At 46.7% G+C, this 14,821-nt stretch carries 9 protein-coding genes; 3 read left to right on the top strand and 6 right to left on the bottom strand.

Annotation, left to right across the window (positions count from 1 at the left end; all coding sequences use genetic code 11):
• Positions 1-24: 24 nt before the first annotated feature.
• The 6 genes from MO867_RS01105 to MO867_RS01080 all read right to left on the bottom strand — a co-directional run bounded on the left by MO867_RS01105 (position 25) and on the right by MO867_RS01080 (position 5,352).
• Positions 25-1,191 (bottom strand): lipase family protein, encoded by a 1,167-nt coding sequence (locus MO867_RS01105; protein ID WP_252464095.1) that lies wholly within the window; start codon positions 1,189-1,191, stop codon positions 25-27.
• 233 nt (positions 1,192-1,424) lie between these two features.
• A complete protein-coding gene (locus tag MO867_RS01100; protein ID WP_252464094.1) occupies positions 1,425-1,844 on the bottom strand; it encodes a DUF6795 domain-containing protein in 420 nt (139 codons plus the stop codon).
• Between the two features lie 59 nt (positions 1,845-1,903).
• Positions 1,904-2,197, bottom strand: coding sequence for a PAAR domain-containing protein (locus MO867_RS01095; protein WP_252464093.1), 294 nt, complete (start codon positions 2,195-2,197; stop codon positions 1,904-1,906).
• A gap of 3 nt (positions 2,198-2,200) precedes the next feature.
• Positions 2,201-2,779, bottom strand: coding sequence for a DUF6931 family protein (locus MO867_RS01090; RefSeq protein WP_252464092.1), 579 nt, complete (start codon positions 2,777-2,779; stop codon positions 2,201-2,203).
• Between the two features lie 16 nt (positions 2,780-2,795).
• Positions 2,796-4,703: a type VI secretion system Vgr family protein gene (locus MO867_RS01085; protein ID WP_252464091.1), complete on the bottom strand. Its 1,908-nt coding sequence runs from the start codon at positions 4,701-4,703 to the stop codon at positions 2,796-2,798.
• Positions 4,704-4,863: 160 nt separating this feature from the next.
• On the bottom strand, positions 4,864-5,352 hold the full coding sequence (locus MO867_RS01080; protein WP_252464090.1) for an Hcp family type VI secretion system effector: 489 nt from the start codon (positions 5,350-5,352) through the stop codon (positions 4,864-4,866).
• A gap of 586 nt (positions 5,353-5,938) precedes the next feature.
• Between MO867_RS01080 and MO867_RS01075 the strand changes: the two genes are divergently transcribed.
• The 3 genes from MO867_RS01075 to MO867_RS01065 all read left to right on the top strand — a co-directional run.
• Positions 5,939-8,590, top strand: coding sequence for a bifunctional serine/threonine-protein kinase/formylglycine-generating enzyme family protein (locus MO867_RS01075; RefSeq protein WP_252464089.1), 2,652 nt, complete (start codon positions 5,939-5,941; stop codon positions 8,588-8,590).
• Positions 8,591-8,671: 81 nt separating this feature from the next.
• Positions 8,672-10,633, top strand: coding sequence for a ShlB/FhaC/HecB family hemolysin secretion/activation protein (locus MO867_RS01070; protein WP_252464088.1), 1,962 nt, complete (start codon positions 8,672-8,674; stop codon positions 10,631-10,633).
• Between the two features lie 59 nt (positions 10,634-10,692).
• On the top strand, positions 10,693-14,821 hold a 4,129-nt coding region (locus tag MO867_RS01065; RefSeq protein ID WP_252464087.1), incomplete at its 3' end, for a beta strand repeat-containing protein.

Raw genomic sequence — 14,821 nt, 5'->3', positions numbered from 1 at the left:
GTAATTTATAAGTGTAAATTGGCTCTAATTTCCAAATATTGATCTAGCTGCTTTCTCGACAAGAAGGTCAATTTTTTGTTTTAGGGTGGTTAAGATATGTCGTATGAATTGATAGGTTAAGCTGATGTCTTCTTTTATTTTCATTCCCAGCGCAATCATAATTTTCTTTACTAAGTAATAAACCCAGGAAGATAGGCTCTTTGAGAAATCTATCCCTTGCTGGAGGATATAGGCCAGCATGTCTAATAAGGTTACCCCAGATGCTAATCCTAATTGAATACTAATTCCAGTTAGCTTAAGAATTTTAAGTATCACATAAGAAATTGCTTTATTTATCATATTCATTGTGTTGATAGTAAAGCTAACAGGCCCTTCAGAAGACAGCCATTGCTCAATTGCTGACGTTGGAATTTCAGGCTCTAGCTCATACATGGTGTCCCAAGATGAGGCTTTGTTGACACTTTCGATATATCTGCCCATTTTATGATATTCCCCGGATGGTGAGTTTCCAGGGCTGTTTAAGCAGTATGCTTTTTCGCCATATGGTAAGTGGTAAAATGGCCACATTGGTACCATTGGGACGACATCGGTCTTATGGAATACGCGGTATATATTCTTACCGTTATCTAGCTCGCTTGTCATTAATTTAACAAAACTTAAGGCTCCAACTCGAGGACTGCCAAAAGTATAGAGTTTGACGTCATCCGTTGGTGATATTCCTGCTTTTTTTAGCCACTCACTTGTTAGTGTTGCCAAGGCACCGCCAAGGCTATGTCCAACACAGTGAATCGTTCTTATATTTTGCCCTAAAGACAGTACTCGTTCTTTTAATTCAGGCAATATGGTGTCGAAGCACTTGTTAAACCCGGTATGAACAAATCTTCCTGTTTCTGACGAGGAAAAACCGACAGTTGCATCAGTTGCCCAGTCAAAATTATTATCTGTTCCTCTTAGTAGAATAAGCGCATCGTGTTTAAACTCTCCCCTTCCCGTAGCTACAATACCAAATCCAGTTCTCTTTTTAATAATCCAAAGTGTGCCAGAAGATCCCCCCACGACATCATCATGATTGGATAAATCCCATTGATTTTTAAAGCGATCAATAGTCGGTGGTGTAAATCTATCATTTTGGATTTCGTAAACTGAGCTAGCTAATAATGCCGCATCTTTGTGTGTTATTGTACTTCCCATCTTAGTCCTCCTAACCATTTTGTGAGATATTTTCAATAGATCTATAAGATAAACACTTCCTGCATATGTTTGTGACAGATCGATGCTCAGAGCTAAGTTACTCTGTCCGTGATAAGGATATTAATTTATTGAAAGTGTTGAGGTTTGCGCCCATGAATTAATATTTATTTTAATATTGCTGCTGAAAGGCGAATTGGCAGAATTGGAATATTTTTTTTGTGTATGGCAGCTCCTTACTGGTTTTCTTGGGGTTCCCATTTGCAGTTTGTGCCAATGGAGTTGAATGTCATGTGAGTAAATTTGTATTCATCTGTTATTTCACATTTAAAATCTAATTTTTGACCTTCCAGTTCTGAATTTAATTCTTCACTTCTTTTTACAGTTTCCCAGATTAAATAATCTTTTCCGTTGTGGTTAACGATTATTTTTTGGTGGGAAACAAATTCTTTGGGAAGAAAGTTTTTCTCAAATTTTTTTAGTGGCTCAAAAGAAAAGTGTCCATAGCTATCGGTTATCGTAACGTCTTCGTAGCTTTTGCCATCACACTCTACTAATCTCTTTACCGAGGTGTTTGAAGCAGGTTCCTTTTCATAAGTTAAGTAACCATTAACTGGCGAAAACAAAAAAACCTCATCCTTTTTAAAGATCGACATGGGTACTCCCTTAGTGGATGAAAAAATTAATACAAATAGTAAAAGGAATCTAACCATTTTTACCCCCCAACTAATACAGTAGGGCAGCCAATAACTATCTTCCCACCATGTCCTGTGGTGTCTCCCATACGTGCGGCTGGTTTACCTTGCAGCATTACCGTGGTACTTCCCATAGCGACGGTATCGGGAGGGCCTACACAAGTGCAGGTGCTCCCGACAGTTGCCGAGGGCATACCGCCAATAATGACAGTGGGTGCGCCTGGGCTTAAAATCGGCCCTCCAACATGAGGGACTGTTCCGGTAACCATCGGACAAACGTGCATATCGGTAATACGAGAAGCTGGCTTGCCCATGGTTTACCCCTCCGCTCTGCCATTTCCGCCCCGTGCCAGGTCGAGGCCTTGTTCCATATAGCGCATGAATCGTTTATTTGGATCCACTGGGTCCGATAGCACTGCGGCCAAAGTAATACTGCCGGCAACGGCATGGGCATAAAGGTGCTCGGGGGGCTCAACCGCGGGCTCCCCTTCTGCAGCAAGACTGCCGTGGCACCAACTTGCAGCAGTAGCTGCCCAGCTGGCTGGAGTTTGGTGTTTGGTTTTAGTACCAAATAACTTACAGCGTTGCCGGGCTTCCTCGCTTGGCTTTTTTGCCCAGGTCTCTGCAGCAATCAGAGCGTTAACATTATCTTCATCGGTTTGCGGGCTTTGAATATCTCGGGCCGCAAGGCATGCCCACCAAACGGCTTCCCGTTTAGGTAAGCCGTGAGCAAGTAACTTTATAGCATCTGGAAACAAGCCTGCATCAATAAGACGGTTAATGCTGACTTCTGGTGCGGTATCCGGTACCAGATGTTCTTCTGCTTCGTCACTAACTTCAAAATTTTTAAGAAGTTCTTCTGCGGTCAGAGCTTGTACTTTATTGAGGTCTGTCATTTGATCTCTATCCCCATCAATTGATCATGGTGACGCCGCCTTTCAGCGTCAGCATGCCGCCACCCTTGACTTCTGCGGTCGCGTCGCCCTTACAGGAAAGCATTGTTCCTTTGATGGTGATACCGGCTGGGGTGAGCTTTATACTGCTCCCACCGACTTTTAACTCTATAGAAGCTTTGGATGAGATCTTTATCGCACCCATTGCGTCAGTGGTTTGAGAACCTTTACTGATTTTTAGAGTGTGGTTGCCGGATCCGATAGTGACAACTTGATTGCCCTTGTCTACATTCAGCTTTTGATCACCTTTTGCGATAGTGACCACTTCACTACCGTCAGTGACGGTGACGCTGCGATCCTGTTTTATTTCCAGGGTCTGCTTGTTCTCTATTTTACCTGTCTGGTCATTATGGATGACAAAATTATGATCTTTGCCTGCTTCCATATAGACTTCTTCACTTCCGCCTTTGTCATCAAATCTGAGTTCGTTGAAAGCGCTGCCTTCGTACTCAGTTTTCCAACCACTTTGCGTCGCGGTGTAATTAGGGCCCGGGTTATCACCATTGTATACAGCGCCGGTAACCAAGGGTCTATCGGGATCACCATTGATATAGGTGACAATGACTTCCTGGTTAACTCGGGGAACAAAGTTTGCCCCCCAATTTTTACCGGCAAAAGACTGCATCACACGAACCCAGCAGCTATTTTGCTGAGAGTTCCATGGAAATTTAACTTTAAGCTGAGTGTACGGGTCCTGAGAGCTGTCAGAGGTTGTTGCCTTAACTTCTAATACTCGTGCGACTTGAGGGGAGTGAACTTTCTTTGCGTAAATATTGGGTTCTGGCCTTGGCATTACCGAGGCGGGAATACAGCTAAAGGTATTATGGAAGTGGGTTTCGTTACTATTGCCGTCAGCGGCAGAGATGTGTACAGAAGAAATGAGATACTTCCCTTTCTCTGATGACAGGGTGTGATCAAAATTAAATCGGCCGCCAGCTGTGAACGACGGGCAGTCACTGCGCCCATGACTCACATCGAATAGTGCTTCTTGGGCCTCCATGGCGCGTTCGCCAAGTGCTTTATGATAACTGTCTGTGAATTTATGTTTATGTTCACCGTCAGCTTGAAAATGGTTCAAACCGTAAAGCCCACGCATATAGCTGGCGACATCATTGAGCTTACTCGTAGTCTTTACTTGCTGCTTATTATCTTTTGTTGCAGTAAATTCAGAGTAATCTTTGAGCTCAAAGCCGCCACCGTGGTAGTTGAAATTCCGCTGCCAGCTACTTACCGTATTTTTTGTTGGGTGACTGCCGCTTCCATCGTATTCAATTTGTTCGCTTTCGCAGTCATAAAAATCCTGGCTATCATCGCAAAGAACCAACTCATGTTGTCCATTTGCATGTTTGAAGTAATATGAAATCCCTTCTTCAGCCATTAGGCGATTTATAAATTCAAAATCACTCTCATCAAACTGAACACAATACTCCCGGGCAATATATTCAGCATTTAATTTAACGCTTAATTTAACAACCTTACTGTATTCACCTAGAACTTCTTCGAGAATTTGTTTTGCAGATTTTTTTTCGAAAATCCGATTGGATCCCCCTAGGCTGGTGAACCAGAGCCCAGGCTGAATAGTGGCACTATAGCTGCGTACACCTTCAGCATTTACATCACGAAGAGATAGCTGAGTAACATACCCGTTAATATACCGAGGTGTTTCTGAGTGATGTACAGAGATAGTGGCAGGCTTGCCAACAATATCTTTTTGGCTAATAGCGTGATCATCGGACAGAAGCTGAACTTCATAGCGAAACAGCCTGGATATATGTTCTTCGCCCTGCAGGCTGGTAGCGATCAGCGCATCCGTGCCTAAAGGACTGTCGACCTTAATCAGTCTTCTATCTTGATTCAGTGTAGTCATGGCCAGCCCCAACTATCCCTACGGTGCCTTGTAGAATTGTAATTCTTATATCTTCAGTTCTTTAGTTGAAAGCTCAAAAAGCGCTCAATTAATGAACCGCTAGGCAATGGTCTGCAGGAATTTCTGCAGACCATTGCCTGTGCGAAAATACTCTGGTGGCTTACAGCGGGGTAGCTGTTTCCAGGCAGTATCCAACGCGCATGTTTTTCGGGTTTTTGTTGGTTTTGTCTGCGTGATTGAGGTCGGCCTCAATTTTCGCATAGCTCAGGGAAACCGATTCCTGGGGAGCGCCACCAGCGGATGCGCCGATGCTGTAAGAGGAGATCAGGGTGTTATCCAACTTGTAAACCGCGTACTTCTCTACAGAGCTAGCGCCGGTCTGCACTACGTGGATCTCTACAGTTACACCCTCGTCACCCGTTACAGAAGACTTGAACAGGCCGCCGGAAGCAGCATCGATGCGCTTGGTGAAGCTGACTTCGCTCAGGCTCGGGCGAGAAGCTTCGCGGTTTGACATGGCGCCGGCTTCCATGGTAATGCCGCGGCCAACACCAAAGTTGAAGCTGTCAACTTCAATCCAGTCTTCATAACCTTTGGCGGTCACGTTACCTTTGATGGCTTTGTTGTTGAAGTTCATGTAGATAGCCATGGGATATCCCTCTTTGGTTGGCTTGAGATGTTGGTGGTTAATCCCTTACCACCGCGATAGTGCAGTAGTTCAGGTATCGTCGCAGTGGCAACTGGGATGATTTAAACAAAGAGAAAGGCAAAAACAAACTTCTTTTCGAGTTATTTAATCGACTCTGGCACCAATTTGTGAGGGCAGATTTGTGACTTACCGTGTCATGCCTGCTGCACATATTTGACTCTGACACTATTTAATTTTAAAAATTATTGGAAGGCAGGCTTGAGCGGTTTGCTCGATTTTGGTTATGGATATTCAGTGGCAGTCAAATTATGCTTTTGAAGAACTTAGTGGTATTTTTTTGAAAAGATTCCACTGTAATATTATGTAATCTGACACCAAAGCTAAGTGATAGGTAGTGGTTTCGGGGGTTGGCTAGATGCGGTATTTTGATGGCGCGTTAAGGCAAATATATTTGAATATTGTTTCATTGTTGCCCCATAGGCTGTCCGATATACTTTGCCCCCTACTTTATTGCCTTACCGATTAAATCTATAACATAACTTTTGCGGATCTGGATGTGTCGTAATGGTTTTCCATGGAGGCGGAATTGAACGATAAGACGCGTATTGTTCGGCCGAGTGGCACTCCGCCCGGCCCAGACCAGTCTAAGAATGGACTGACAGAAGACGGTGATATCACCGTTGTTGTTCAGCAGGACAAGACTGGAGCAAATGATCACCCATCGATAAAAGGGGCTGAGCCGGTCAAGGGAACTCAGCCCGTAATCCCAACGGCTGCCGCGAACTTTGGTTCAGATGCTACGGTGTTCAGCCCCGGGCTGAAGAAGACGCAGGAACAATCTGGGCAAAATGGATTGTTGGGCGGAGTTCCTGTAAGCCCTGGCGTTCCTTCTGAACCCTCTGCACCTTCTGAACTCTCTGAGCCTGTAGGCTCAAACGCTGTGACCAAAACCGTGATTAAAGGGCGGTTTGAGCTTGACAAGCTCCTCGGAGTGGGCGGGATGGGGGCGGTTTATAAGGCTTTAGACCGACGAAAGTTGGAAGCTAGTGATAATGAGCCCTATGTAGCTATTAAGCTTCTGAATGATGACTTTCAGAAACACCCCGATGCTTTTATATCCCTTCAGCGGGAAGCGCGGAAATCCCAGACGCTGGCACACCCCAATATTGTAACTGTTTACGATTTTGACCGTGACGGAGATCGCGTTTTCATGACAATGGAGTTCCTCGAAGGGGCTCCTTTGGATAAATTGCTGCGTGATCATGTTGATGTCGGTCTGGAGCCCGAGCGAGCACGCTCAGTACTTTGGGATATCTCCCAAGCCCTGATTTATGCCCACTCCCACAAAATTGTTCACTCAGACTTTAAGCCGGGCAATATCTTTGTAACCAATAAAAAGGGTACAAAGGTATTTGACTTCGGTATTGCCAGGGCGGTCTCGGAAGGCGGTATTGCCAATAAGGCAGGTGAAACAACGCTATTTGATGCCGGCACCCTCGGGGCGCTGACGCCCGCATATGCGAGCCTTGAGATGCTCAAGGGTGCAGAGCCTGCGCCGAGTGATGATGTTTTTGCCTTGGGCTGTGTCGCCTACGAGCTGTTCTGTGGACGCCACCCATACAATAAGACGCCCGCAGATAAGGCGCTGGAACAAGGGCTGCGGCCGAGACGAATTAAGGGCTTAAACCGTCGTCAATGGCGTTCACTCGAGTCTGCGCTTGAGCTCAAGCGGGACAATCGCACAGACACAGTTGACAAGTTTGTACAGGCATTTTTCGTCAGTAACACCTGGAAATGGCTTCTGGGAAGTGCTTTTGTCATGGTCTTGGGCGGCGCCGTAGCGGGTTATAGTCACCTGCAACAGCAAAATACGGTAGAGCAGGAGCGGGTCAGGGTGGAGCTGGAGCGCAAGCACGAGCAAGACCTCTTGGTGCGACGTATCGCGGATAAGAAAGAGGCTATCACCAGATTGATCGGGCTGAGTATTCTGACACCGGCGTGGGCGGATGATCTTCAGCTTGAATTAACAGAGTACTCAAAGCTGAATCCAGAGGACACAGAATTTCAGGACAATTCGCGGCGTCAAGTATCGGAGCTGTTCCTGGCAGCAGCGACGGGCCAGTTAAATCTGGGCAACCTTGATCAGGCAGATGTGATGCTTAAAGGGGTCGCCACCTGGTATGGCGAGTCCAGCGAGGCTGCAGCGATCAAATCGCAGTTAGCCACTGACAGGGAGAATTTACGGGCCCGTCTCGAGGCGGAGCGTATAACGGAAGAGCGCGAGGTCGAGCGTATCCGTCTGGCGGAGGAGCGTGCGGAGCGTCGTCGCCTGGCTGCGCAGAAGCAGAGGCTGATCGATGCTGTGCTTGATGATATGGAGACAGCGCTTACATGCAGTTTCTCTATGAATGCTACCGCAGTCGGTTCGCAGTTGGCTCGCCTGGCAAAGTTGGATAGAGCAAAGGCCTTGAAAATACGCCCTGTGGTGGGTGGGGAGTTGGTAAATTGCGCATCCAGTCTGGGCACCAAAGACCCACTTCAGACCGAGATTCTGGTGGATCAGTTCAGGGCTCTCCTGCCCGCATATCAACCATTGAGAGACTTCAAATTGGATTTTTGCGGTCACTTGGTGCCAGGAAGTGGTCGGCGAGGTGATCGTTACACTTGCCATGATCGACTCGCTGATGGCAGTAAAGGGCCGGCAATGGTTGTTATTAAGGGATTGAGTGGCAGGCCTTTGGCTGTTGGCAAATATGAAGTTAGTAGTACTGAGCTTGCTCAATTCTGCCGGATTGCCGGCCAGTGTGAGGAGGAGACTCCGACTGCATCAGACCTTCCTGTAAACAACGTATCTCTGGCGACAGCAGAGTCTTATCTCAGCTGGCTCAGTGATGAGACAGGCTATCGCTATCGCCTGCCTTCCGAGCAAGAGTGGTTTGCTGCCGCCAGTGCCAGGGGGGAGGGTGAAGTAGCCGACCGAAATTGTCACTTGAAGTATGGTGGTATTGAAAAGGGGGGGGAGCTAGTTCCTGTCCGTGCCGGGTCTTCCAACGGGCTTGGATTGCTCAATGCTGTAGGCAATGTTCAGGAGTGGGGTCTTGGCACTGATGGCGAATTGCTTGCCCTTGGAGGCAGTCGTATAGATCCGATGAGCCGCTGTCTGGCAACAACCAAGAAGCTTCATAATGGCCAGCCCGATGAGTTCACTGGTTTCCGCATCGTTAGAGATGTCAATTAGGTTAAATAAATACCAGCGAATATCGATACGATAGTCAAGTTGGTTAGATTATAGATTAAGACATTATAAACTGGGGGAAATATGCTAGGGCTAGAAAAGAGAAAGTTGGCATTATTTTTAGGTGCTGGCTTTCTTGTATCGCAAGTGCAGGTTTTCGCTCAGGACGAAGGGTCCAGTTTTCGCAGTCTTGTTAGGGAGGCTTTTGACCAGAATACGCCTACCGTAAATGAGGTAGATGTTACTAAAGACTTCTTACAGCGCACCTATGAAGCCGAAGACCCAAACTTAAATACAGAGATTCCTGAGATCTCCCAGCGTAACCAGGGGCCTCGAATCACTGTAAAAGAATTTATATTTCACCGCTTAGAAGAGTATCCCGAGTTTGGCATTTCCCGAGAAGCCGTCGAAGAGATGGCGGAAGATCTTCGGGTGAAGTTTATGAAAGAGGATAAAATCCTCGCTAGTGGCTATACCGTAGAAAACCTGGAAGAGTTAGCGGTGCTACTCGATGGTATGAATGCTCAATTTAAACCTGGCGGTTTAGGCCCTGCAGAGCTTAAGAAACTCGTTAATATAATTGAAAAACAAAATAAAGAGCGCGGTTTAAGTTACGGTGATCTCGAAGAAATTGCCGCTGATCTAACAAGTTTTTATCGTCGCCAGGGGTTATTTTTGGCCCAGGTACAAATCCCTGCTCAAGATGTAGAAAATGGGGTGGTTACCCTAACGGTGCAAGAGGGGTTGCTGGGCCAGATTGCTGCAGAAGATAATGATGTTTATACAGAAGCAAAACTTGCAGAGCCTTTCGAAAGCCAGCGCGGGCAATTGGTTAATCATGAAAATATTGAAGAAGGGCTATATTTGCTAAATGACCTGCCTGGTTTAAATGTTACTGGATATTTTAGTGCAGGGGATAACCCTGGCGAAACCAAGCTTAATTTAAAGGTGCGCGAGTCGGACTCTTGGCGAGCTACGTTTAGGGCGGATAATCACGGCTCGCTTTATACCGGAAGTGAAAGGGTTTATGCGACTGTTGACTGGTTGAATCCCTTAGGTTTTGGTGATGCGTTAACTTTGGGCTATTTGAAATCCAATCCTGAATCAGATGATGATTTTGGTTCTGATCTTGGTCAGTTCAGATATAGCTTTCCTTTGTTTGGTCCTCGCACTCGATTGGAGATATCGGCAGATCATAATGAATTCGAGCTTTATAACGAAGATGATGAGGGTGATGTCGTTAACTTGTTGGAAATTTCCGGCGTAAATAAAAGTTATGCAGTTTCCTTGGATCATAAGTTCCGGCGCTCTCGGGACTTTAATTTCACAGGTTCTTTCGGCTTTACAGAAAAGAAATCTGATCTCGAAGGTATTATTGAGTTCACCAATGACCACGTTTATGGCGGAGAAGTTGGTGTTTATATGGATAGCCTTTCTAACGGCTTTCTTTCAATGTTGAATATATTGAGTGCCACTGTGCAATATGGTGAGCATCAAAATACGGTTGAAGAAGGAAGAGGGGATGACTTTAATAAAGTGGCAATTAACACCAGCTCTTTGATCTTCTTACCCATGCCCTTTGTCGATGATCATTCAAGGCTGATTATGAAAGGGCGGGCCCAGTTTAGCGAGAGTAATCTACCAGGCTTTGAGCAGTTGTCGCTCGGTGGTGCAAATGGTGTGCGTGCATTCTCCGCAAGAGACTTTTCTGCAGATATTGGCGCGGTTCTCTCTGCAGAATGGTATGTCAATTTTCCTGAATTTATGAATCCTGTTCTGTTTGATCAGCGGTTAAATGACATTTTCCAAGTTGCACTTATTGCCGATGTTGGGTATGGCTTTGTGAATAACTATGAGGAAGCGGTGGAGGACGATTGGGCACGACTCTCCGGGGGTGGGATGCTGTTTAAAATGAATTGGAGTGACAGCTTCTCGAGCAAGGTCTCTGTTGCCTGGCCAATTATGTCGAGTTCCTCGATAGTAAATACTGCAGTTGGTGAAGACGAGCCCACCGTCTACGCTGATTTTTCGATTTTTTATAACTGAACAAATACTGTTTCCTGAATCCTTAATAGTAGCAAGGTCCCTCTTCGCAAGGTGCTGGTATGAAAGTTAAAAACAAAAAGCTTGAGTTAAGAAAATTAGCAAGTGCCATTAAGGTGTCCAGTTTTGCCTATGCCGGCCTGTTTGCAGGGTTGATTAGCCCGATGGCCCATGCTGGGCCTGAAGGTGGAACGGTAACTGGCGGTAGTGGCACCATTGATGTTAATGGGACTACAACAACGGTCGACCAGGTTACTGACCTGCTATCAATTGATTGGGATTCTTTTAATTTAACCGAAGAGGAACTGATTCAGTTCCTGCAGCCAGACTCCTCCTCTATCGTACTTAACCGGATTTTGGATCAGGATGTTACCACGATCCAAGGTGCGATAGAGGCCAATGGCCACGTTATCCTGGTAAACCCGCGAGGGGTTCTCTTTACCGAAACTGCCACCGTGAATGTCGGCGCGATTACAGCTTCTGGCCTCGATATGAGCCCCGAAGATTTTATGAATGGTAACTTCGCCTTTAAAGGGGAATCCGGCTCCTCAGGGGTGGTAATTAATCGCGGTGTGATTAATGCATCCAGCGCGGTACTAGTAGGTAAGCAGGTTACAAACGCCTCTACCGGTTTGATCAGTGCTGAACTCGTCAGCCTAGCAGCCGCAGATGAAGCACTGCTCACCTTTGATGCCGATGGATTGATCGGCCTAAAAGTGACTAAAGAGGTAATGGAAAATGACCTCGGCCTTGATAGTGCTGTATTAAATGAAGGGACCATCGACGGCGCTCAGGTTTTAATGGAGGCCAGCGTCTCCGGTGACCTGTTTACTGCTGCGGTTAACAACGAAGGCACGATAAAAGCGAGTGGTATTGATACCAGTGGGGGCAAGATCCGTTTATTTGGCTCCGGTTCTGGAGTTGTGAATAGCGGGACCTTGGACGCTTCTGGTAGCACGGGTGGTGAGGTTGTCCTAGAAGGCGATTTTGCCGAGCACAGTGGAGATATTTCAGTAGCGGCTGACTCGGGCAGTGGTGGTGATGTTGCTGTTTTAGGTGATGAAGTGGTTGTTAGCGGGAATATTGATGCCCGCGGCACTGCCTCCGGTGGTGAAGTCCTTATTGGAGGCGACTACCAGGGGAATAATGAAGATGTTCACAATGCCGAAACCACCATGGTTACGGCGGAAGCCACTATCGATGCCAGTGGTGTAGGCGATGCCGATGGCGGCACCGTTATTGTTTGGGCCGATGACACTACCGATTTTGGCGGTACGATTTTCGCCGAGTCTGGGGAAAATGGCGGTGATGGCGGCCTGGTAGAAACTTCCGGCAAGATTTACTTGAATCTGGATGAGGACAATATGTTTGTCTCCACCCTGAGTCACGGTGATGGAGAGACAGGCCTCTGGCTGTTAGACCCAGGTTGGATGGAAATACTGGATGACTGTACTGGATTGTCCAACTGTACTACATCAGGGTCAATCGAAACTGCGCTAGAGAGTACTAGTATTGGTATTAGTGTAACTGATTCAGGGGATACTGAATACGGTATCCTGGTTGGTAATGATATTGAGTGGAGCGAGAATACAACACTTACGTTAACTTCTTTTAGTGGTGTTACAGTCGATACGGGGGTCAATATTAATGCCACTGGTAATGGTAATGGTGATAGTGAAAGTGAGGCGGGTGGTTCTCTAGTTATTAATGCAGGCGGAGCTTTTACTAACTCAGGCTCAATTAATGTTAATACGTTTACATTAACTGTAGGTTATGAAAGTGATGTTATTACCGGGTCTGATGCAACAGCAAATACCCTGGGTGACCTTACTGTAAGAGATTCCGGTACTGTTACAGGTAACAGTGATGCAGATTCTTTTTTATTTTCAGATGATGATGATGCAATTAGCATCACTGGAGATAACAGCTTTACGCTCGGTGTTGTTTCCTTCACGGGTATTGAAGGAGTCGACCTCGGGGGTGGGGCCAATAGTATTGCAGCACTCGGTACAACGATCCTAAACGGAGTCGATAACGCAGCCGAAAGCAATTCAATTGACTTTAGTAATATTAGTAGCGTGACAGGCGGTAGTCTGGAAGGCTCTGATAATGCAGATATCTTCGAGGTGAATAGTGGCACCAGTGTGACCGCTAACAGTATTAGCTTTAGCGGTTTATCTGGCTCGATCGATGCGAAAGGCGGTACAGATACTGTCACCGGAGCTGACGGTGAGGATTGGACACTAACCGGTAATGATTACGAAGCTGAAAATAGTGGCATTACTTTTAGTAATGTAGATGAGCTGACAGCCGTTAATGCGAATCTGGTGGGTACGACCAGTGATGATTCTTTTGAGTTGCTGTCCGATGCGGATGTTAAAGTTAATAATATAACTATTTCCGGTATGTCAGCGGTAGATGGGAATGGCAGTGGAGGTACAGGAGATCATCTAAATGCCAGTGCCTACAGCGCGGGCTTGGCCCTTACTGGAACTGATAACCAAGTTACTGCTGAATCTGGCGCCCTGATTTTCAATAATATTGATACCGCAGAAACCACTGAGCTAATTGGTAGTACCGGTGCCGATAGCTTTACGGTAACTGATACCAACGCTGTTACTAGTTACGATATTGATTTTACAAGCGTTAGCATAATTAGTGATGCCGGTAACAGTGATACTGTCACCGGCGAGAGCGGTAAAGACTGGGAATTAACTGCCAACACTAATGAAGTTAAAAGCAGCGAAATTATTTTTACCGATATAGAGAATATTAATGTAAGTAGTAGCGCCGATCTTGTAGGTACCACTAGTGCAGAGAGTTTCAAATTACTTTCCAGTGGTGATATCGACGTTAATGGCATGATCTTTTCTGACATGAAGCGGGTCCTTGGTGATGGTGGGGGGGCGACCAAAGATGAGGATAACCTGGATGCCAGCGAATATGCCGGTGGTTTGACACTTACTGATGCAATCGGAAAAATTGAAACCGATTCGCTGATTTTCAAAAATATTGCTACCGCGACTGCTGTTGAATTAACGGGACACAGCGGCACAGATACCCTCACAATTACTGGCACGAACACTTTAGATCATGCTCAATCTGAGATCAGCTTTAGTGGGGTGAGCACGGTAAACGCGGACTCCGGTGATGATACCGTAGCCGTGATTGATACCGTGACTCTAACCGAAACAAATAATAAAGCAATTTCCTCCGATATTACTTTCAGTGAAATAGAATTTATCAATTATGCCAGCGATGACGGCGGTAGCTTTAGTCTTGTAGGTTCCGCGACTGATGACACTTTTGAGGTGGTTTCTGCTGCTGAAATTATTGCCAATGCAATCAGTGTTACAGGATTTAGCAGCACGATTGATGCCGCAGGTAGCGGTGATACAGACAGTGTTACTGGTACGAGTGGCGAAGACTGGACTTTAACCGGCAACAATTACGAAGCCACCAATAATGGCATCACCTTTAGCAATGTAGAAACGCTCACAGCTACCAATGCCAGTTTGCTCGGCACAAGCAGTGCAGACGCCTTTGTTCTGCAGTCTGACGCAGATGTAGCCATCTACAACATGACCATCTCCGGTATGTCAGCGGTCGATGGCAATGGTGGAGATGACAGCCTGGATGCCAGTGCATACAACGATGGCCTGGCGCTAACCGGCGCTAATAATCAAGTCACGGCGGAATCTGGTGCCCTCACTTTCGACGGTATTGTGAGCGCAGTAACTTCAGCGCTCACCGGCACCAGCGGTGCGGACAGCTTTACCGTCAATGGCGATAACGCGGCAACCAGTTACGACATCGCCTTTACTGGCCTGAGCACCGTGGATGCCGCCAGTGGAACGGACAGTGTTACCGGCGCCGATGGTGCCGACTGGACCCTGGCCGGCACGGATAATGAAGCGGTTAACAGCAGCATCACCTTCAGTGACGTCAATACGCTCACCGCAGTCAATGCAGACCTGATCGGAACCACAAGTGCCGATGCGTTTGTTCTGCAATCCGGTGGCGATGTCGAAGCCTACGCCATGACCGTGTCCGGCATGTCAGCGGTGGACGGCAATGGCGGCGATGACAGTCTGGAGGCCAGCGCATACAGCGATGGCCTGGCGCTAACCGGTACCAATAATCAAGTCACGGCGGAATCTGGTGCCCTCACTTTCGACGGTATTGTGAGCG

Origin of the sequence: Microbulbifer okhotskensis (genome assembly GCF_023895975.1) — a bacterium.
GTDB classification, from domain to species: Bacteria; Pseudomonadota; Gammaproteobacteria; order Pseudomonadales; family Cellvibrionaceae; genus Microbulbifer; species Microbulbifer okhotskensis.
The sequence above is the reverse complement of the archived record's forward strand: the minus strand, read 5'-3'. Positions and strand labels throughout refer to the sequence as shown.